The sequence below is a fragment of the Nocardioides terrae genome (assembly GCF_900112345.1).
GTDB lineage: Bacteria > Actinomycetota > Actinomycetes > Propionibacteriales > Nocardioidaceae > Nocardioides > Nocardioides terrae.
Window position 1 is genome coordinate 107,921 of record NZ_FOLB01000004.1, and the last position, 19,672, is coordinate 127,592.

22 protein-coding genes are annotated in these 19,672 nt (G+C 73.1%); 8 read left to right on the forward strand and 14 right to left on the reverse strand.

The window, feature by feature from the left end; genetic code table 11:
- Positions 1-44: 44 nt before the first annotated feature.
- Positions 45-323, forward strand: a complete 279-nt coding sequence (locus tag BM236_RS06885) for a WhiB family transcriptional regulator (protein WP_091121786.1) — start codon at positions 45-47, stop codon at positions 321-323.
- Between the two features lie 56 nt (positions 324-379).
- Here BM236_RS06885 and bagB read toward each other — a convergent pair whose 3' ends face one another.
- Positions 380-1,552, reverse strand: coding sequence for an ArsA family ATPase (bagB, locus tag BM236_RS06890; RefSeq protein ID WP_091121789.1), 1,173 nt, complete (start codon positions 1,550-1,552; stop codon positions 380-382).
- A complete protein-coding gene (bagA, locus tag BM236_RS06895) occupies positions 1,549-2,550 on the reverse strand; it encodes an ATPase BagA (protein WP_091121790.1) in 1,002 nt (333 codons plus the stop codon). The genes bagB and bagA overlap by 4 nt, the downstream gene beginning before the upstream one ends.
- A 48-nt stretch (positions 2,551-2,598) precedes the next feature.
- Here bagA and BM236_RS06900 point away from each other — a divergent pair, with 48 nt between their 5' ends.
- On the forward strand, positions 2,599-3,264 hold the full coding sequence (locus tag BM236_RS06900; protein WP_091121793.1) for a VOC family protein: 666 nt from the start codon (positions 2,599-2,601) through the stop codon (positions 3,262-3,264).
- A 38-nt stretch (positions 3,265-3,302) separates the two neighbouring features.
- On the forward strand, positions 3,303-3,899 hold the full coding sequence (locus BM236_RS06905) for a YdeI/OmpD-associated family protein (RefSeq protein WP_091121794.1): 597 nt from the start codon (positions 3,303-3,305) through the stop codon (positions 3,897-3,899).
- Here the strand turns inward: BM236_RS06905 and BM236_RS06910 are convergent.
- From BM236_RS06910 to BM236_RS06930, 5 genes are all read right to left on the reverse strand, one after another.
- Positions 3,889-4,710 (reverse strand): maleylpyruvate isomerase family mycothiol-dependent enzyme, encoded by an 822-nt coding sequence (locus BM236_RS06910; protein ID WP_091121797.1) that lies wholly within the window; start codon positions 4,708-4,710, stop codon positions 3,889-3,891. The genes BM236_RS06905 and BM236_RS06910 overlap by 11 nt on opposite strands.
- A gap of 71 nt (positions 4,711-4,781) precedes the next feature.
- Complete coding sequence (locus BM236_RS06915) at positions 4,782-7,136, reverse strand: ABC transporter permease (protein WP_091121798.1); 2,355 nt, start codon at positions 7,134-7,136, stop codon at positions 4,782-4,784.
- Positions 7,136-7,840 (reverse strand): ABC transporter ATP-binding protein, encoded by a 705-nt coding sequence (locus BM236_RS06920; RefSeq protein WP_091121801.1) that lies wholly within the window; start codon positions 7,838-7,840, stop codon positions 7,136-7,138. The genes BM236_RS06915 and BM236_RS06920 overlap by 1 nt, the downstream gene beginning before the upstream one ends.
- A gap of 76 nt (positions 7,841-7,916) precedes the next feature.
- The gene (locus tag BM236_RS06925) at positions 7,917-8,582 is read right to left on the reverse strand and encodes a response regulator transcription factor (protein ID WP_091121804.1); all 666 of its coding nucleotides are present in this window, start codon (positions 8,580-8,582) and stop codon (positions 7,917-7,919) included.
- 50 nt (positions 8,583-8,632) lie between these two features.
- Positions 8,633-9,817 (reverse strand): sensor histidine kinase, encoded by a 1,185-nt coding sequence (locus tag BM236_RS06930; protein ID WP_091121807.1) that lies wholly within the window; start codon positions 9,815-9,817, stop codon positions 8,633-8,635.
- Between the two features lie 79 nt (positions 9,818-9,896).
- On the opposite strand from BM236_RS06930, the gene sp36 reads away from it, so the two are divergent.
- The 4 genes from sp36 (at position 9,897) to BM236_RS06945 (ending at position 12,084) form a co-directional block, all read left to right on the forward strand.
- On the forward strand, positions 9,897-10,049 hold the full coding sequence (gene sp36, locus BM236_RS18665) for a Sp36 family protein (RefSeq protein ID WP_139230050.1): 153 nt from the start codon (positions 9,897-9,899) through the stop codon (positions 10,047-10,049).
- Positions 10,046-10,504, forward strand: coding sequence for a RidA family protein (locus BM236_RS06935; protein ID WP_091121808.1), 459 nt, complete (start codon positions 10,046-10,048; stop codon positions 10,502-10,504). Before sp36 ends, BM236_RS06935 begins: the two co-directional genes overlap by 4 nt.
- A 96-nt stretch (positions 10,505-10,600) precedes the next feature.
- Positions 10,601-11,293, forward strand: coding sequence for an NUDIX hydrolase (locus BM236_RS06940; RefSeq protein WP_091121811.1), 693 nt, complete (start codon positions 10,601-10,603; stop codon positions 11,291-11,293).
- A gap of 44 nt (positions 11,294-11,337) precedes the next feature.
- Positions 11,338-12,084, forward strand: a complete 747-nt coding sequence (locus BM236_RS06945) for an MBL fold metallo-hydrolase (protein WP_245750185.1) — start codon at positions 11,338-11,340, stop codon at positions 12,082-12,084.
- Positions 12,085-12,093: 9 nt separating this feature from the next.
- On the opposite strand, the gene BM236_RS06950 is transcribed toward BM236_RS06945, so the two are convergent.
- The 4 genes from BM236_RS06950 to nth are packed head-to-tail and all read right to left on the reverse strand — an operon-like array spanning position 12,094 to position 15,309.
- Positions 12,094-13,284 (reverse strand): MarP family serine protease, encoded by a 1,191-nt coding sequence (locus BM236_RS06950; protein WP_091121812.1) that lies wholly within the window; start codon positions 13,282-13,284, stop codon positions 12,094-12,096.
- Positions 13,281-13,979 carry an NUDIX hydrolase gene (locus tag BM236_RS06955; RefSeq protein WP_091121815.1) on the reverse strand — a complete coding sequence of 233 codons (699 nt, stop codon included), beginning with the start codon at positions 13,977-13,979 and terminating at the stop codon, positions 13,281-13,283. Before BM236_RS06955 ends, BM236_RS06950 begins: the two co-directional genes overlap by 4 nt.
- Complete coding sequence (locus BM236_RS06960) at positions 13,976-14,581, reverse strand: TlpA family protein disulfide reductase (protein WP_091121816.1); 606 nt, start codon at positions 14,579-14,581, stop codon at positions 13,976-13,978. Before BM236_RS06960 ends, BM236_RS06955 begins: the two co-directional genes overlap by 4 nt.
- Positions 14,581-15,309, reverse strand: a complete 729-nt coding sequence (gene nth, locus BM236_RS06965; protein WP_245750186.1) for an endonuclease III — start codon at positions 15,307-15,309, stop codon at positions 14,581-14,583. The genes BM236_RS06960 and nth overlap by 1 nt, the downstream gene beginning before the upstream one ends.
- Positions 15,310-15,469: 160 nt before the next feature.
- Here nth and BM236_RS06970 point away from each other — a divergent pair, with 160 nt between their 5' ends.
- Positions 15,470-16,147, forward strand: a complete 678-nt coding sequence (locus tag BM236_RS06970; RefSeq protein ID WP_091121820.1) for a Crp/Fnr family transcriptional regulator — start codon at positions 15,470-15,472, stop codon at positions 16,145-16,147.
- Positions 16,148-16,284: 137 nt separating this feature from the next.
- Here the strand turns inward: BM236_RS06970 and BM236_RS06975 are convergent, their stop codons facing one another.
- From BM236_RS06975 to BM236_RS06985, 3 genes are all read right to left on the reverse strand, one after another.
- A complete protein-coding gene (locus BM236_RS06975; protein ID WP_091121823.1) occupies positions 16,285-16,704 on the reverse strand; it encodes a phage holin family protein in 420 nt (139 codons plus the stop codon).
- Between the two features lie 46 nt (positions 16,705-16,750).
- Entirely contained in the window at positions 16,751-18,037 is a 1,287-nt protein-coding gene (gene nhaA, locus BM236_RS06980) for a Na+/H+ antiporter NhaA (RefSeq protein ID WP_091121825.1), read from the reverse strand.
- Positions 18,038-18,166: 129 nt separating this feature from the next.
- On the reverse strand, positions 18,167-19,624 hold the full coding sequence (locus BM236_RS06985) for an MFS transporter (protein WP_245750187.1): 1,458 nt from the start codon (positions 19,622-19,624) through the stop codon (positions 18,167-18,169).
- Between the last annotated feature and the right edge of the window lie 48 nt (positions 19,625-19,672).

A 19,672-nucleotide genomic window follows, 5' to 3' on the forward strand; every position in this document is an offset into this window, starting at 1 on the left:
GTCGTGGGGACCGCGGTGCCGATCTCGGGACATTGGGGACACATATGTGGGTTGAGGACTGGGCTCCGCGCGCCGCCTGCAAGACAGAGGCGCCGGACGAGCTCTTCGTGCGTGGGGCAGAGCAGAACAAGGCCAAGCAGGTCTGTGCCGGTTGCCCGGTGCGGACCGAGTGCCTGGCCGAGGCGCTCGACAACCAGATCGAGTGGGGCGTCTGGGGCGGCATGACGGAGCGGGAGCGTCGCGCACTGCTGCGTCGCAAGCCGAGCTCGTCGTGGCGCTCGGTGCTGGAGGCAGCACGCACCAAGGAGGCCGCTCAGGCCTGAGCAGGGACGAGGTCGCCTCACCCCGGGACGGGTGTCGGCGGCCTCCTCTTCTCTCCTCAGCCGCCGGCCAGCAGGCCGCCGACGGTGCGCAGCCCGGTGAGGTCGTGCACGTCGCCGGCCAGCGCCGGCACGACGACCGTCGGCACCCGCGGGTGCGCCGCCGCGAACCGCTCGCGCAGCTGGCGCTCCCGCTCGACCAGGCGGATCCGGTCGGCGTGCAGCCGCAGCAGCCCGGCGGTCACCCCGTCGTCCCCGGCGGCGCGCAGCCGCTCGACGGCCGCCAGCGCGCCCTCGGCCGACAGGTCCCCCGGCGGCGTCGTGGTGGCCCGGTTGACGATGAGCCCGGCCAGCGGCATCCGGTCGCCGCTCAGCCGCTCCACGAAGTACGCCGCCTCGCGCATTGCGTCCGGTTCGGGCGCCGCGACGACGAGGAACGCGGTCCCGTGCGCCTGGAGCAGCGAGTAGGTCTGCTGGGCGCGCTGCCGGAACCCCCCGAAGACGGTGTCGAGCGCGGCCACGAACGTCTGCAGGTCCTTGAGGAAGTCCCCGCCCAGGATCTTGGTCAGCGCCCCCGTGATGATTCCGAAGCCAGCCGACATCAGCCTGGCCGGGCCTCGCGCGGGAGCGAGCATCAGCCGCACGAAGCGACCGTCGAGGAAGCTGCTCAGCCGGTCCGGCGCGTCCAGGAAGTCGAGCGCGCTCCGACTCGGCGGGGTGTCGACGACGATCAGGTCGTAGCGCCCCTCGCGGTGGAGCTGGCCGAGCTTCTCCATCGCCATGTACTCCTGCGTCCCCGCGAAGCTGGAGCTCAGCGCGATGTAGAACGGGTTGGCCAGGATCTGCTTCGCCTTCTCGGGGCTCGCCTGCGACAGCACCACCTCGTCGAAGGTGCGCTTCATGTCGAGCATCATCGCGTCGAGTCCGCCGGACCCCGCGACGCCCGCCACCGGTCGCGGCGTGTTGTCGAGCCGCTCGATCCCCATGCTCTGCGCCAGCCGGCGGGCCGGGTCGATGGTCAGCACGGCGACCTTGCGTCCGCGCTCGGCGGCGCGCAGCGCCAGCGAGGCGCTCGTGGTGGTCTTGCCGACGCCGCCCGAGCCGCAGCAGACGATGATCCGCGTGGTCCGGTCGTCGAGGAGACGGTCGACGTCGAGCACCGGCGCGCTCGACGGGATGGCGGCCAGCGGGCCGACCCGGGTCCTCTGGGCGGTTGTTCGGGGCGCACTCATGCCAGGCCCTGCTCCTTCAGCCGCTCGGCCAGCTCGTAGAGGCAGCCGAGGTCGATGCCTCCGGCCAGCCTCGGGAGCTCGTACGCCGGCACGCCCAGTGTGGCCACGACCGCCCGCTGCGCGTCCTCGAGGGCGCGCCGCTCGGCGTGCTCGCCGCCCTCGGCCACCAGGGCGTCGACCAGGTCGTCGTCCGGGCTGACGCCGGCCCGGTCGAGGTCCTTGGCGACCGCCGCGGCGTCCAGCGTCCCCGCCCGCGCGGCGGCGAGCTCCTCGGGGTCGAGGTCCTGCGGCCGGACCTGGTTGACCACCACGCCGCCGACCGGCAGCCGCGCCTGCTGCAGGTCGATGATCGCGTCGGCGGTCTCCTGGACGGGCATCTCCTCGAGCAGGGTGACCAGGTGGATCGCCGTACGCGGGGAGCGGAAGAGGGTCATCATCGTGTCGGCCTGGTTCTTGATCGGACCGACCTTGGCCAGACCGGCGACCTGGTCGCTCACGTTGAGGAACTGGGTGATCCGACCGGTCGGCGGGGCGTCGAGCACCACGGCGTCGTACTGCCGGGCGCCCTTGTTGCGGCTGTTGCGCTGGACCGCCTCGAAGACCTTGCCCGTGAGCAGGACGTCGCGCACCCCGGGCGCGATCGTGGTCGCGAACTCGACCACCCCGAACCGGTCGAGCGCCTTCCCGGCGCGGCCCAGCTTGTAGTACATCGCGAGGTATTCGAGGAGGGCGGACTCGGCGTCGATGTGCAGCGCGTAGACGCTGCCGGCGGGCTCGCCGTCGCGGCTCAGACCGGTGGCGATGCGGGTCTCGGCGTAGGGCAGCGGGTCGACGTCGAACATCCGGGCGATGCCCTGTCGGCCCTCGACCTCGCAGAGCAGGACGTTCGTGCCGTGGCTGGCCAGCCCGAGCGCGAGCGCGGCGGCGACGGTCGACTTCCCCGTGCCGCCCTTGCCGGTCACCACGTGCAGCTGCACGCGCGGCCAGTCGATGGACATGGGGCGACTCTAGCCAGAGGGTCGGTGGTCCGGTCTACGTTGTGGGCCATGGCTCTCGCGACCTTCAAGGACCTCGTCATCGACGCCATCGACGCCCCGCGGCTCGGGGAGTTCTGGGCCGCCGTGCTCGGGCTGGAGGCCACGACCCTCGACGACGGTGACCTGCTGCTGTCCGGCCCGACCGATGCCCATGCCGTGTGGGTCAACCGGGTCCCGGAGCCGGTCACGGTCAAGCAGCGCGTCCACCTCGACGTCCACGCACACTCGGTCGACGACGTGCTGGCCCTCGGCGCGACCCCTGCGGACCTGGAGTCCTTCGCGTGGAAGGTGCTGCGCGACCCGGAGGGTGGCGAGCTGTGCGTCTTCCCGCGTGACGAGGTGCCCTCCTACCGGCTCTACGAGGTGGTCGTCGACTGTCACGACCCGCGGAGGATCGCGACGTGGTGGGGCGACGCCTTCGGCGTCACGGCCCAGCACGGTGACGGCTACTCGTGGCTGGAGCGCCTGCCCGGGGCGCCGTTCGAGTCCCTCGTCTTCGTGCCCGTGCCCGAGCCCAAGACGGTGAAGAACCGCGTCCACTGGGACGTCACCGTCGGCGACCTCGGGCTGCTCACCGGCGACGGCGCGACGGTGCTGCGGGAGCAGGACGACGTGATCGGCTGGACCGTCCTCGCCGACCCCGAGGGCAACGAGTTCTGCGCGTTCACCCCCTGACCCTCGCGATCTCGATCGCGCTCAGAGAAGGAGTCCTCATGGTGCTGTCCGGGGTCGAGCTGCTGCTCCCCGACGCCGCCGCCTGGCGGGCCTGGCTCGCCGACAACCACGACTCGGTGCCCGCCGTCTGGCTGGTGCTGACCAGGAAGGGCGGGACGGTCACCTCGCTGACCTACGCCGACGCGCTCGACGAGGCGCTCTGCTTCGGCTGGATCGACGGCCAGGGGCGTCGCCGCGACGAGGAGACCTCCTTCCAGCGGATGACGCCCCGGGGGCCGCGGAGCCGCTGGTCGGCGCGCAACGTCGAGCACGTGGGGCGGCTCGTGGAAGAGGGGCGGATGGAGCCCGCCGGTCTCGCCGCGGTCGAGGCCGCCAAGGCCGACGGTCGCTGGGAGGCGGCGTACGCCGGCTCGGCCAGCGCCGAGACGCCGCCCGACCTGGTCGCGGCACTCGCGGAGAACCCGGCCGCCCAGGCGATGTTCGACGTGCTCACCTCGCAGAACCGCTACGCGCTCTACCACCGGCTGACCTCGCTCAAGACCGAGGCCGCGCGGGCGCGGCGCGTGGCGGACTACGTCGCGATGCTGGCCCGCGGCGAGACGATCTACCCCCAGAAGCGGACAGTCACGGAGTGACCGCGAGGTGGGCGACCACCTTCTCGCCGAGCGGGATGTCGCCCTCGATCATGACCTCGGCCGGGTCGACCACACCCCGACCGCCCGCGAGCCGGATGAACGTCTCCCGGCCCATCCGCAGCGACACCGTCGATGTCGCAGGAGGCGTGTCGAGCCGGTGGCCGCGGCCGTCCTCGGCGACGCCGTACGCCGCCGGGGTGCTGCCCTCGACGTGGGCGACGACCGTCGTGCCCGGTGCCGCTCCCGCGCGCTTGGCGAGCACGTAGCCGAGGCTCTCGAGCAGGTAGGTCGTCGCGTGCTCGGCGCCGAGTGAGTCGAGCCCGCCGGGGCGCCCGACTGCCCGGCGGACGTCCTGCTCGTGCATCCAGACGTCGAGAGGGCGGTTTCGCAGCAGCCGGGCGGTGTCCCAGCCGATCGCCCCGAAGAGGCCGGGCGCCTTGGCGGCCGGGTCGGTCGGCGGGTCCGCGACCAGGTCGTCGTGGCGAGCGGCCGCATAGCTCCGGATCTGCGCGACGATCTCCGACGGCGGGGTGTCGCGACGGGTCAGCACGCCGATCTCGGTGAACTGCCCCATCGGCCCGCGGACGTGCTCGAGCTCACCGACCTCCGCGTGCTCGCGCGGCGCTCCGCCGAGCACGCCCTCGAGGTGGGCGACGTGGGAGAGGACCGCCCGCACGTCCCAGCCGGGGAGGTCGGTGGGCCGGCTCCAGTCCTCGTCGGTCAGCGAGTCCGCCAGGTCGGCGAGGTCGCCGACGGCCTGCCACCAGGTGTCGATGTAGCCCTGCAGGTGGCTCGGCGTCGCGTCGCTCATGGGCCGACGCTAGCGGGATCGGGGCGCGTGACCGTCCGGAGGGGCGATCGGGTCGCCCCTCCGGATCCCCGTCAGTCGAGGGCGAGGCCCTGGGCCGGTGCCACCCGCGCCGCGCGCCGGGCCGGGAGGAGGCAGGACACCAGCCCCGCGCCGGCGGCGATGAGCACGACGAGGGCGAGCTGGCCGAGCGGGAGCACCATCGGCACGTCGTCGAAGGCCTGGGCGACCATCACCCGCACGCCCACCCAGGCGAACGCCACCCCGATCGCCGTCCCGAGCACCGTGGCGACGACGGACAGCAGCACCGCCTCCGCCGCCAGCATCCGGCGCAGCCCGCGCCGGGTGAGCCCGAGCGCCCGCAGCAGGGCGTGCTCGCGGCTGCGCTCGAGGACGGAGAGGCCGAGGGTGTTCGCGATCCCGACCAGGGCGATGAGCACCGAGATGGCGAGCAGGCCGACGACGGCACCGGTGAAGATGTCGAGCTGCAGGTCGACCCAGGCCCGGTCGGCGAGCCCGTTCTCCAGGTCGGCGTCGGGGGCGAGCGCGCCGAGGTCGCCGCCCAGGTCGTCCGGGTCCGCGCCGTCGTCGGCGCGGACCCAGACGGCGTACGTCTCGGGGTGGTCGCTGAGGTCGGCGAGGGTCTGCTGCGTCACCAGCGCGCCCTGGCTGAAGCTCGACGCGGTGACGACGCGCAGGTCCGCCCTGTGCCCGCCGACCGTGACCGTCACGGTGTCGGGCACGGCGTCGGCGACATCCGCGGGCAGGGTGATCTCGCCCGGTCCGGGCACGAACGCCGTCGACCGCAGCACGTCGTGCGAGGCGGGGGCCGCGAGGAGGACCACGTCGCGCCCGGCGACCTGCGCCCGCGTGCCGGCGAGGCCGACCGCCTCGGCGACGCCGGGCACCGCGCCGGCTCTGGAGGCGACGTCGCCGGGGAGCGGCGTGGTGCTGGTGAGCGTCAGGTCGACCGGGTGGTCGGTGTCCCCTGCGTCGGTGATCGCGTCGCGGGCGGTCGCCATCCCGGTGAGGACCGCGGTCGTCAGGGTGACGCCGACCAGCAGCGACGCGGCGGTGGCCGCCGTACGCCGGGGGTTGCGGACCGCGTTGGCGCTGGCGAGTCGTGCCTCGGGGCCGGCGAACCGGCCGAGCAGCGAGCCGGCCGCGCGGACGAGCGCCGGCATGAGGACCGGGCCGAGGAGGAGGACGCCGGTGAAGGCGGCCCCGCCGCCCGCGACCATCACGAGGGTGTTCCGGGCGGCCACCGACATCGTCAGCAGCGCGACGCCGCCGAGGACGAGGAGGAGGCCGAGCGCGAGCCGGAGGCGGCCCGCGCCCGTGCGCGGCTCGACGTCCTCGTGCGGCCGGAGGGCCGCCATCGGGGTGACCGTCAGGACCCGGCGGGTGGGCAGCCAGGAGGCGACGAGCGTGACGACGAGGCCGATGACGAAGGCTCCGACGATCCAGCCGAGGCCGATGTCGACCGGACCCAGGGGAGCGTTGTCGGAGAGCGCCCCGATGAGTCGCACGATGCCGTCGCCCAGGCCGAAGCCGGCGACCAGACCGAGCAGGCTGGCGAGCGTGCCGATCGTGATCGCCTCCAGCCGGACCGAGCGGGCCACCTGCCGCCGGGTGGCGCCGACGCAGCGCAGCAGGGCGAAGTCGCGCATCCGCTGCGCGAAGAGGATCGAGAACGTGTTGGCGATGACCAGGACGGAGACGAACAGCGCGATGGCCGCGAAGAGCAGCAGCACGAGCGCGACCACGTCGACCTGGCGGTCGAGCTCGGTCCGGACGTCCGTGAGGTAGGTGTCGACCGGCTGGGCGTGGTCGATGCCCGCGGTGTCGCCGGCGACGCCGATGCTGGTGAGGAAGACCTGGTCGCGCCAGGTCAGCAGGTCGGGCCAGATGACGTAGACGGTGGCCTGCGCGAGCTGGGTCGGCGCCTTGGCGAGCCCGACCACGGTCACGTCGAGGCGCTGCTCGCCGGTGCCCAGCCGGAGCCGGTCACCGAGCGCGACGTGCTTGGCCTTCGCGGCGTTGGTGTCGACCAGCGCCTCACCCGGCCCGACCGGGAAGCGTCCGGCGGTCAGGTCCTGCCACTGCCACGCCGGCTCGGTGGGGCTGACGCCGATCTCGACGTGGTTGGCGAGCACCCGGTCGCCGCGCCGGACGGGCTGGTCGGTCCAGCCGACCGGGGAGGCGTCATGCGTCTCGACGAGGGCGGCGGCGGTGTCGACGTCGGGCCTCTTCACGACGGCGTCGGCATGGCGGTAGGGCGCGTCGATGCCGGCCGCCAGGCCGGACCGTGTCGAGGAGGCCAGTGCAGCGGTGACCACCACGAACGCCACGCCGACGGCGACCGCGAGGGCCGCTGAGACGTAGCGGCGCGTGTGGGTGCGCAGCGACCCGAGCCAGACCGAGCGCATCAGGCGACCCGTCCGTCCGCGACCGTGACCACCTGGTCGGCGTACGCCGCGGCGCTGGCCTCGTGCGTCACCATCACGACCGTCTGGCCGAGCTCGCGGACGCAGCGGCGCAGGTGGTCGAGCACCTCGGCGGAGGTGGTGCTGTCGAGGTTGCCGGTCGGCTCGTCGGCGAAGACGACGGCCGGCTGGCCGACGAGCGCCCGGGCGATGGCGACGCGCTGCTGCTGGCCGCCGGAGAGCTCCGAGGGGCGGTGACCGAGCCGGTCGCCGATGCCGAGCACGTCGGCGAGCAGCAGGCTGCGTTCGCGCGCGGCGCCGTCGATCCGGCGGCCGGCGAGCTCGAGCGGCAGGAGGATGTTCTGCCCCGCGGTCAGCATGGGCAGCAGGTTGAACGCCTGGAAGACGAAGCCGAGGTGCTCGCGGCGGAAGACGGTCAGCTCGTCGTCGCTGAGCTTTTCGAGCCGGCGTCCGGCGATGGCGACGGACCCGGACGTCGGCTGGTCGAGGCCGGCCAGGCAGTGCATGAGGGTCGACTTCCCGGAGCCCGACGGACCCATGATCGCCGTGAACGTGCCGGCCGCCAGGTCGAGGTCGACGCCGCGCAGGGCGTTAACGGCCGCGTCGCCGCGGCCGTAGGTCTTGGTCAGTCCGCGGGCGCTCGCCGCGAGGGTCTCGACGGTGGTCGTGGGAGGTGTCTGCGTCATGAGGGCAACGCTCGTCGCCGCGCCGCCCGATGTCGTCGGGCTGCGGGCGGATCCGCCCTCCGCCCAGGGGTGGACGTCAGCCGGCCCGGACCAGCCCGGTCTCGTAGGCGAGCACGACGAGCTGCACCCGGTCGCGGCTGCCCGTCTTGGCGAGCAGCCGGCCGATGTGGGTCTTCACCGTCGCCTCGGAGACGACGAACGTCTCGGCGATCTCGCTGTTGGACCTGCCCCGGCCGACCAGCTCGAGGACCTCGCGCTCGCGGCTGGTGAGCACGTCGAGCCGGTCGTCCGGCGCGGCCGACGGGTCGGGGAGCGCGTCGGCGAAGTGCTCGAGCAGCCGTCGGGTCGTGCTCGGCGCGACCACCGAGTCGCCCGCGTGCACCGTCCGGATCGCGCCGAGCAGGTCCTCGGGTCGGGCGTCCTTGAGCAGGAACGCGGCGGCGCCGGCACGCAGCGCGGCGAAGGCGTACTCGTCGAGGTCGAAGGTCGTCAGCACCAGCACGCGCGGCGGGTCCGGCCGGGCGAGCAGGCGGCGGGTCGCCTCCACGCCGTCCATCCGCGGCATCCGCACGTCCATGAGCACGACGTCGGCCCGCGTCGCCGTCAGCCGCTCGACGGCCTCGCCACCGTCGCCGGCCTCGCCGACGACGGTCAGGTCGGGCTGGCTGTCGATGAGCATCCTGAACCCGGCGCGGACCATCTGCTGGTCGTCGACGAGGAAGACCCGGACCGTGCCGCTCACCGCATCGGATCGTTCGCTGCCGCTCACAGCGTCTGATCGTTCGCTGCCGCTCACAGCGGGATCCTCGCCAGCACCCGGAACCCGCCGCCCGTGACCGGACCTGTCTCGAGCGTCCCGCCGTGCGCGGCGACCCGTTCCCGCATGCCGACCAGGCCGAGACCGCCGCCGTCGTCGGCCGCCGCAGCGCCTCGTCCGTCGTCGCGCACCTCGACGGTCACGTCGGCGCCGGCCTCGACCCGCACCGTCGCGACCGCGCTCGGACCGGCGTGCTTGCGGACGTTGCTGAGCGCCTCCTGGACCACGCGGAAGGTGGTCAGGCCGACGCCGTCGGGGACGACGGTGTCCGGTCCGGGCAGGGTCGCCCGGACCCGCGTGCCCGCCGCGCGCGTCTCCTCGACCAGCGCCGGCAGGTCGGCGAGCCGTGGTTGCGGCCGGGTCTGGGCGGCGTCGTCAGCGCGCAGCAGGCCGAGGGTGCGCCGCATCTCGGTCAGCGCCTCGCGGGCGGCCTCGGAGATCGTGCCGAGCGTCTTCGCGGCGATCGCCGGGTCCTGCTCGGCGGCGTACCGGGCGCCGTCGGCCTGGACGACGATCACGGACAGGCCGTGGGCGACCACGTCGTGCATCTCGCGGGCGATGCGGGTCCGCTCCTCGGCGGCGGCCAGCGCGACCTGTTGCGCCGACTCGCGGTGCAGCTGGTCGTTGCGGTCGAGCAGGGCGCCGACGTACGCCGCCCGGGTGCGGCCCAGCGTGCCGAGCGCCCAGGCCGCGACCACGATGACCGCGATGGTGACGAAGTAGGACAGGTAGGCGCCCGTCGACGGGTCGTTGACGTCGTCGGCCAGCCAGTTGTGCACCCAGTCGTACGACGCGACGGCCGCGCCGGCGATGCCGACGCCGAGCGCCGCGAGCCCCCATCGGCCGCGGGCGTAGCGGGCGACCGAGTAGAGGGCGATCGGGAACGCGACCTGTCCCCAGATCGGTGTGTCGATCAGCACCGCCTGCAGGCCGCTGGCGGCTGCGACGACGGCGAAGGCCTCGACCGCGTGGCGCCGGCGCACGAGGACCGCGACGATCTGGACCAGCCCGAGCACGGTGTCCGGGACGGGCCGGTGGGCGATCGCGAAGAGCGGCAGCGGCAGCAGGAGCAGCACGACGAGGACGACGTCGAACCACTGTCGGCCGCGGTCGCTGAGCCGCCACGGTTGCGCGATCGGCGTACGGCTGGGGTGGTCCACGGCGTCACGCTAGACGCTCGGAGCGGCTTGCGCGTCAGACCCTGGTCTGACGTCGGATGGTCCCGAGTAGGGTGCCGCCATGACCAAGTGGGAGTACCAGGTCGCCCCGATCCTCAACCATGTCGCGGGGCAGATCCTCAACAACTTCGGCCAGGACGGCTGGGAGCTCGTCACCATCACCGACAACGGCTCCGGCAACCTCGTCGGCTACTTCAAGAGGCCGGTCGAATGACCACCCCGGAGGAGGCACTCGCCGAGCTGGGGCTGACCGTCCCGGAGGTCGTCCCGCCGGTGGCCGTCTACGTGCCGGCGGTCCGGACCGGTCGCTACGTCTACACGTCCGGCCAGCTGCCGATGCGCAGCGGTGTGCTGATCGCGACCGGCAAGGTCGGCGGCGAGGTCAGCGTCGAGGTGGCCACCGAGTGCGCCCGCCAGTGCGCCCTCAACGCCATCGCGGCGGTCAAGGCGGAGGTCGGCGACCTCTCCCTGGTCAAGCGGGTCGTGAAGGTCGTCGCGTTCGTCGCCTCGACCCCCGACTTCACGGGTCAGCCGGGTGTCGCCAACGGCGCCTCCGAGCTCCTGGGCAAGGCGTTCGGCGACGCCGGTGTGCACGCCCGCTCGGCCGTCGGCGTCCCGGTGCTGCCGCTGGACGCTCCGGTCGAGGTGGAGATCCTCGTCGAGCTGTGACGGGGGCGCTGTGAGCGAAGCGAGGGGCCACTGCGGTCGGTGGTCGTGGACTGAAGGCGGGAATGTGGCCGAGCTGCGAGGGAGCCGAGCAACGCTGTGAAGCACGTCCCGCTCCCCGCGTCGCTGATCGAGACCGCGCGCGAGTACGCCGAGGGCGCCCGCGTCCCGGCCACGCCGCGTGACGCCGCGACCGTCCTGCTGCTGCGCGACGGTGCTGACGGGCCCGAGGTGCACGTGATGGTGCGTCACCGCGGAATGGCGTTCGCGGGCGGCATGGTGGCGTTCCCCGGCGGCGGCGTCGCTGCGTCCGACCGGGCCGAGCTGCCCACCGACTGGCCGGCGCGGCTCGGCGCCCCGCCGGACGTCGCAGCGGCGGTGGTGGGGGCCGCCCTGCGCGAGGTCGAGGAGGAGACCGGCGTCCTGCTTGATCTCGCCGACCTCGGCCTGTGGGACGCCTGGACGACGCCCGAGTTCGAGCCGCGTCGCTACCGGACCTGGTTCTTCGTCGCACGGATGCCGGCCGGCCAGGAGGCGCGTGAGCTGTCGACCGAGTCGACCTCGGTGCACTGGACGACGGCCGCTGCCGCGCTGGCGCGCGTCGACGCGGGCGAGTGGAGGATGATGCCGCCGACCTACGTCTCGATGCGTCGCCTTGGCACCTTCGGCTCCGTCGCGGAGGTCCTCTCCGTGACCGCGGACGCCAGCGTGGAGATGCACACCCCCGAGATCCGGGACGGTCGGCTCACCGTGCCGGAGTGGGCGGCGGTGCTCTTCGGTGACGAGTCGTGACCGACGGTTGGTCGGGAGGGTCCTTCGGCGAGCGTGGTCGGTGCGTGCTCGCCCCGAACCCCGGGATCATGACGCTCGACGGCACGAACACCTGGATCCTGCGCGAGCCGGGCGCCGCCCGATCGGTCGTCGTCGACCCGGGGCCCGCAGTGGTCGGGCACCTGGACGCGGTCGCCGAGGCGGCCGGTGACGTCGCCGTCGTGCTGCTGACCCACCACCACGCGGACCACTCCGAGGCCGCACGTGAGTTCGCCGAGCGGGTCGGGGCCGGCGTACGCGCCCTGGACCCGGCCTATCGCCTCGGCTCCGAGGGCCTCGCCGACGGCGACGTCGTCGAGGTGGACGGGCTCGAGGTCCGCGTCGTCGGCACGCCCGGCCACTCCGGTGACTCGCTGTCCTTCTGGGTGCCCGCCGACGGCGCCGTCCTGACCGGGGACACCGTGCTCGGGCGCGGCACCACGGTCGTCGCCCATCCGGACGGGACGCTCGGCGCCTACCTCGACTCGCTCGACCGGCTGCACGCCCTGGCGTCGGCCCACGAGGTCTCCTCGATCTGGCCCGGGCACGGACCGGTCATCGGCGACGCGCTGCCGGTGCTCGACCACTACATCGCGCACCGGCGCGATCGGCTCGAGCAGGTGCGCGCCGCGCTCGACGTGCTGGACGTGCCCGCCGCCTCGGCCGACCCGCGGGCGGTGGTCGAGGTCGTGTACGCCGACGTGGACCCGGTCCTCTGGGGTGCCGCCGAGCTCTCCGTCCGCGCCCAGCTCGCCTTCCTGTCCGCCCACTAGCCGACTCGGCTAGGCGCAGCCGCCGGTGGAGACCCGCTCGGTGCGACCGCTGCCCTGGGCGCCGAGGGCCCGGACCTGACTGGCGGTGAGGGCGTAGCCGGTGTCGTTGTCGGTGACCGAGGCAGCGAAGACGACGCCGACGACCTCGCCCTCGGAGTCGACGATCGGGCCGCCCGAGTTGCCCGGACGAATCAGGCCGCGCAGGGAGAAGACGCTGCGGATGACGGTGCCGTTGCCGTAGATGTCGGGCGAGCGGAGCCGCTGCTCGGCGCGGATGCGGCCGGGCTCGACGTCGAAGGGGCCGTCCTGCGGGTAGCCCAGGATCGCGACGCCGTCGCGAGGCTCGGCCGACGTGTCGAAGGCCAGGGGTGCCGCGTCGCCGCTGTCGAGCTGGATGACGGCGATGTCCTCCTGCTGGTCGTAGAGCACGACCTTGCCGGCGGTGTCCGTGTGGCGGTCGCCGTCGCCGCTGGGCATCTCCACGGTCGGGCGGCTGACGCCCGCGACGACGTGGGCGTTGGTCATCAGGTAGCCGGGCGCGTAGAGGAAGCCGGACCCCTCGACGCCGCGACCGCAGGAGTTGGTGCCGTGGATCTTGAAGACGCTCTGGCCGGCGCGGACCACGTCGGGGTCCTTGCGCAGGCGCGAGGGCCCGACGCCGACCCGGACGATCCGCTCGGGTGCGAAGGGCTCGAGGTAGCGCGGGAAGAAGGACGTCCCGACGACGGTGTTGAACCGGTCGAGGACACCCGACGCCTCGGTGGGCATGACGCCGTTGACCTTCGCGAGCACCGCCGAGTCGCGCACCGCGTTGGACACCCCGGAGATCCGTGAGCCCGAGACCGCCACGCCCAGCGCCCAGGCGACCAGGAGGACGGCCGCCGCCGAGAGCGCGGCACCGCCGATCGCGTCGACGAGCCGCACGGGCTGCCAGCGGATCTTGTCGCGCGCCCTCGCCCCGACGTACTGCAGGACGCCCTGACCGAGCGAGGCCGCCAGGATGACGACGAAGAGGGCGCCGAGCGACACCCACACCGACGGGGCCGCGTCACCGAGCAGCTTGGGGGCGAGCCAGACGCCGAGGAGGCCGCCGGCGAGCAGCCCGACGGTGGCGAAGGCGCCGGTGATGAAGCCCTGCCAGTAGCCGGACAGTGCATAGGCCAGGACGAGCAGGACCAGCACCCAGTCGATCCAGTTCACTCGTCCTCCGGAAGTTCCTGCAGGTCACGGACGCCGGCGCGCTCGCGCCCGCGCAGCATGTACGACGGCAGCTCGATCTCCGGCGCGTCGGGGGTGTCGTCGATCCAGCCGAGGTAGCCGAGGAACCGCTGCACGATGCCCCCGGTGAACCCCCAGAGGATGACGTCCTTGGCCGGGCCGATGAGGAAGCCGGGGGAGACCCAGCCGTTGCGCGGCGAGCGGACGGTGACCCGGTGGGTCGGGTCGCGCAGCTCGCTGATCGGCACCCGGTAGACCGCGTGCACCTCGTCGACGCTGGTCGGCTCGACCTCGCGCGGGTCGGCCCACCAGCCGACGACGGTGGTCACGACGTTGTCGCTCGGGGGGAGGTAGAGCTCCGGCAGTTGCCCGAGCACCTCCACGCCGGTGCGCTCGATGCCGGCCTCCTCCTCGGCCTCGCGCAGCGCCGCCTCGACGACTGTCTCGCCCGGGTCGAGCGCACCGCCGGGGAAGGAGACCTGGCCGGGGTGGGAGCGCATCGTGTGGGAGCGCTCGGTCAGCAGCAGGTCGGGCCCGTGGGCGCCCTCCCCGAAGAGCATGAGCACCGCTGACCGACGGGGGGTGGTGCCCTCGGGGACGCCGAAGCCGGTGAGGTCGCGCCAGGTGATCGCCTCGAGCGCGCTCTCGACGGGGTCGAGCCAGGCGGGGCGGGTCACAGCTGGATCCCCAGCTGGTCCTCGACCATCGCGACGACCTGGTCGACGGTGCCCAGTCCGCCCGCGACCGGCCCCTTGAGGTCGCCGTCGGCGGTCAGGAGGTAGAAGGTCGGATAGCCGCGGATGGTCAGGTCGGTGCCCTGGAGGTCCTGGCCGACGTCGGCGACCAGCGGATAGGTCACCCCTGAGGCCTTGGCGAGGTCGAGCGCGGCGCCGGGCATCGTGTCGCTGGAGTCGACCCCGAGGACGGGGACGCGGTCGCCGTACTTCTCGTAGAAGGCCGCCAGGGCCGGCATCTCCCGCCGGCACGGCTCACAGGCGGCGTACCAGAAGTTGAGGACCAACGGTCCCTTCAGCGTCGAGAGGTCGACGCGGCGCCCGCCGCCGAGGCAGGGGAGGGAGACATCGGGCAGTCCGCCGTCGGTCGTCTGGGCGGCCGGGCAGTCCTCGATCCCGGCCTGCTGCTTGACGACGCGGTAGGCGGGGGTGTCGAGCTTGACGTTGGACTCGTCGGGGGCGCTGACCTTCGGCGTGCCGTCGCAGGCAGCCAGGAGCACAAGCGCGATCACGGCGACGACCGCGCGCAGGAGCGCGCGGTGCATCAGTTGGGCCCCTCGGTGCGCACCAGCGCGGCGGCGGCGATCGGGTCGGTCGGGCCGGCGCCGAAGGACGGGCAGAGCTTCGCCACCGGGCACGCGCCGCAGGCCGGCTTCTTGGCGTGGCAGACGCGGCGGCCGTGCCAGATGAGGTGGTGGCTGAGCATGGTCCAGTCGCGCTTCGGGAAGAGCTCGCCGACGGCGTGCTCGACCTTCACCGGGTCGGTCTCGGCCGTGAAGCCGAACCGCCGGGCGAGCCGGCCGAAGTGGGTGTCGACGGTGATGCCGGGCAGGTCGAAGGCGTTGCCCAGGACGACGTTGGCGGTCTTGCGCCCGACCCCGGGCAGCTTGACCAGCGCCTCCAGCTTGGCCGGGACCTCGCCGTCGTGGTCGGCCACCAGGGCCGCGCTCAGCTTGAGCAGCGCGTCGGTCTTGGCGCGGAAGAACCCGAGCGGCCCGACGATCGCCTCGAGCGTGGCGCGGTCGGCGGCGGCCATCGCCTTCGCGTCCGGGTAGGCGGCGAAGAGCTTCGGGCGTACGGCGTTGACCCGCTTGTCGGTGGTCTGCGCGCTGAGCACCGTGACCACCAGGCACTCGAAGGGGTTGTCGAAGTCCAGCTCGGCCTTCGCGTCGGGGTAGGTCACCGCGAGGATCCGGTCGATCCTGCGAGCGCGCCGGACGAGCGCCGTCCTGGTCTCGTCGGCGCTCGGGGAGGTCACAGCGGGGCCCGGCACGGCCCCAAGGGTACGGCTCGCCGCGGACAATCCCATTCCGGACCACGCGGACGGTGACCGGCCGCGCGGCAGGGCGTCCGCGCTGTGAGGCATTGCACTGGATAGGATCGGGCTGATGGACCTGCCGTGGGCGGGGCCGACGGCTTGGAGGAGGTTCGGGGTGGACAACGACGTACTCCGTCAGGCGCCGCTGTTCAGCGCGCTCGACGACGAGGCGATGGCGGCCCTCCACGCGTCGATGGCAGAGACCAGGCTGCGTCGCGGGGACGTGCTGTTCCACGAGGGCGACACGGGCGACAAGCTCTACGTCGTGCTCGAGGGCAAGGTGAAGCTCGGCCGCAGCTCCTCCGACGGTCGCGAGAACCTGCTGGCGATCATGGGCCCCGGCCAGATGTTCGGCGAGCTCTCGCTCTTCGACCCGGGCCCGCGCTCGGCGACCGTCACCGCCGTGACCGACGCGACCTTCGCCTCGCTCTCCCACGAGGACCTGCTCCGCTGGCTCGAGGGCCGCCCGGTCGTCGCCCGCGGCCTGCTGGCCCAGCTCGCCGGGCGGCTGCGCAAGGCCAACGACGTGGTCGCCGACCTGGTCTTCTCCGACGTCCCCGGCCGCGTCGCCAAGGCGCTGCTCGACCTCGCCGACCGCTTCGGCCGCACCGCCGACGACGGCGTACACGTCCACCACGACCTCACCCAGGAGGAGCTCGCCCAGCTGGTCGGCGCCTCCCGTGAGACGGTCAACAAGGCGCTCGCCGACTTCGCCTCGCGCGGCTGGCTGCGCCTCGAGCCGCGCTCCGTCGTCATCATGGACGTCGAGCGGATGGCTCGCCGCGCCCGCTGAACCGGGCCGATAGCACGCCGAGGGGTCAATCCCCACGCATCGAGGGGTCGATCCCATGCTTCGTGTGAAGCAGGGACCGACCCCTCGATGCGTCAGGATCGACTCTTCGGTGCGAAGGGATTGACTCCTCGGCGGGGTCAGACCTTGCCCTTGAGCGCCTTTGGGATCTCCTTGCCCTGCGCGATCGTCCGCTCCGGGGCCTTGACCTTCTTGACCTTCTTGATGCCGATGAAGACCAGGAGGGCGGCGAGGAGCAGGTAGAACGCGAAGACGATGAGGAAGGCCCAGTGCAGGGCGAGCCCGTCGCCGTTCCAGTGGATGAAGTAGGCGATCGCGACCGACAGCATGATGATCGCGAGCACGGCGAGGAAGCCGGCGGCGGCGAACATCGCGAGGCCGATGCCACCCGCCTGGACCGAGACCTTGAGCTCGGTCTTGGCGAGCTCGATCTCCTTGGAGACGAGGGTGGAGATGTCCCGGCTCGCGTCGGCGACGAGGCGGCCGATGGTGGGCTCCTCGACCGGCTGGATCTGGTGCTCGGCCTGGTGCTGGCCCATGCGTCCCCCTTCAGGTGGTGTGACTGCGATCCGACCTTATCGAGTCTCAGCGCTCGAAGGCGTCCGGTACCCCGTCGGCGTCCGCATCGACGGACTCGTCCTCACACAGCCGTCGATAGATCCGGTTGCGGGTGCGCAGCACGATCGTCGCGAGTACGCCGGCCACGACCGATCCGGTGATGACACCGACCTTCACCTGCTCGTCGGCGGCCGTCCCCGCGCCGAAGGCGAGCTCGCCGATCAGCAGCGCGACCGTGAAGCCGATGCCACCGAGCAGCGCCATGCCGATCACGTCGATCCAGGCCAGCTCCTCGTCGAGGTCGGCGCGGGTGAAGGTGGCCAGCAGCCAGGTCGACCCGGCGATGCCGACGCACTTCCCGAGGACGAGTCCGGCGACGATGCCGAGTGCCACGGGCTCGCGCACGGACGCGGTGAACCCGGACCAGCCGCCGAGGTGGACGCCCGCCGCGAAGAACGCGAACACCGGCACGGCCACGCCCGCGCTGATCGGGCGGACAAGGTGCTCGATGTGCTCGGTGAGCCCGCGGCCGTCTGAGCCGTCGCGGCGCCGCACCGGCACGGTGAACGCGAGCAGCACGCCCGCCACCGTCGCGTGCACGCCGCTCATGTGCATGGCCCACCAGGCCAGCGCGGCCAACGGGACCAGCAGGAACGGGGTCCTGATCCGGTGCTGCACGAGGACGGCGAAGAGGGCGATCGGGACGAGGGCGAGCAGCAGGTAGCCCGGGCTCAGCTCGTCGGTGTAGAAGATCGCGATCACGGTGATGCCGAGCAGGTCGTCGACGACCGCGAGGGCGAGCAGGAAGGTCCGCAGGCCGCTGGGCAGGTGGGTGCCCATCACGGCGAGCGCGGCGAGCGCGAAGGCGATGTCGGTGGCGGTCGGTACGGCCCACCCCACGGGATGGCCGGCGTCGACGAGGTTGACGGCGACGAAGAACAGCGCGGGCACGGCCATGCCACCGACGGCCGCTGCCACCGGGAGGGCCGCGCGGCGCGGGTCGCGCAGGTCGCCGGCCACGAACTCCCGCTTGAGCTCCAGTCCGGCCACGAAGAAGAAGACAGCCAGCAGGCCCTCGGCCGCCCACTCGCCGACCGAGAGCCGAAGGTGGAGGGCGTTCGGCCCGAGGGACAGGTCGCGCAGGTCGGCGTACGACTCGTGCCACGGGGTGTTCGCCCACACGATCGCGACCACGGCTGCCGTGATGAGGAGGATGCCGCCGGTCGTCTCGGCGCGCAGGATGTCGGCGGTCCGGGACGTCTCGAGCCACGTGCCCCGGGCGAAGAGGGGCGTACGTCGGCTGGGGCGGGTCATCGAGGCGTCCTCCGGGGTCGGTCGTGTCGTCGCCGACCAGGCTTCCCGGCACACCTCCGCGGTCTCAGGCCTGACGGCCCTCCTCGACCCGCGCTCGGCCAGTGTACGGGCCCGCTCGCCCGGGGAGCGTCAGTGCGGCTCCTCGGTGGAGCGCGAGTCGGTCAGCGTCAGCGCGCCCCAGCCGGCGACCACGCCGACGATCACCGCGAGCACGGCGTAGGTGACGCGCTCACCGTGGAAGAACGAGGCCACGAGGTCGCTGCTCCACGTGCCCGGCGGCAGGCTGACCGTGACGAGGGCGGCGATGAGGGTGCCCACGACCGCCGTGCCGACGCTCGTGCCGACCTCCTGGGCGGTGTCGTTGAGCGCCGCCGCGATCGAGGTGCGGTTCTCGGGCATCGCGTCGACGAGGGCGACCGCGCAGATCGTCATGACGGTGCGCAGCCCGACGGTGAGGACGACCATGGAGGCGGCGATCACCGGGTAGCCGTGGTCGACGCCCCAGGCCAGCCCGGCCAGCGACCCGGCCAGCAGGACGGCGCCGACCAGGCAGGCCACGCGGTGGCCGAACCGGCTCGCGAGCGACTCCGAGATGGGCGTCGCCGCGATCATCGTGATGATGAGCGGGAGGTTGGCGAGACCGGCGCGGACCGGGCTCCAGCCGTAGGCGTACTGGAAGTGCAGGATCAGCCCGAACATCACGCCGGCCATCGCGATCGAGGTCCCGACCTGCGCGACGGTGGCACCGCGGACCGTGCGGTTGGCGAACACGTCGAGGTCGAGCATCGGCTCCGCCGTCCGGCTCTCGTGCCGGACGAAGGCCACCAGCGCGAGCAGGGCCCCGAGCGCGGAGCCCACGGTGGTCAGCGAGATCCAGCCGTTCTCGACGCCGCTCGTCAGCGTGTACGCCGCCAGGCCGATCGTGGCGATGGAGAGCACCGCGCCCGGGAGGTCGAGCCGCTCGCTGGTGAGGTCCTCGGGACGGTCGGCCGGTACGCCGAGCCGGACCCCGACCCACGCGACGAGCGCGATCGGCGCGTTGACCACCAGCAGCCACTCCCAGCGGACATGGGCGAGCGCGGTGCCGCCGAGGAGCGGCCCGAGCACGAAGCCCGCCATGCCGACGACGATCATCACGGTCATCGCCCGCATCCGCAGCTTCTGGTCGTCGAAGAGCCGGAACACCAGCGAGTTGGTGATCGGCGCCATCGCCGCTGCCGCGACGCCGAGCGCGGCCCGCAGCGCGATCAGCTCGCCGGCCGAGCTGACGGCGACGACGAGCAGGCTGACCAGTCCGAACGCCGCCAGGCCGACCAGGAGCACCCGGCGGCGCCCGAGCCGGTCGGCGGCCGACCCCGCGGTCAGCAGCAGGCCGCCGAAGGTGAGCGAGTAGGCGCCGGTGACCCACTGCAGGGCCGTCGTACCGCTGCCCAGGTCGCGACCGATGGTCGGCAGCGCGATGGTCAGCAGCGTGTTGTCGACCATCTCCACGAAGAAGGCCAGGCACAGGGCGAAGAGGGGGATCCACGCAGCGCGCAGCGAGGCGTAGGTCCGGGTGGGTGCGGCGGGCACGGTGTCGGTGGACACGGGAGAGCTCCTGAGGTCGATCGGCGTTGCCCCGAGCATGCGGGGCGG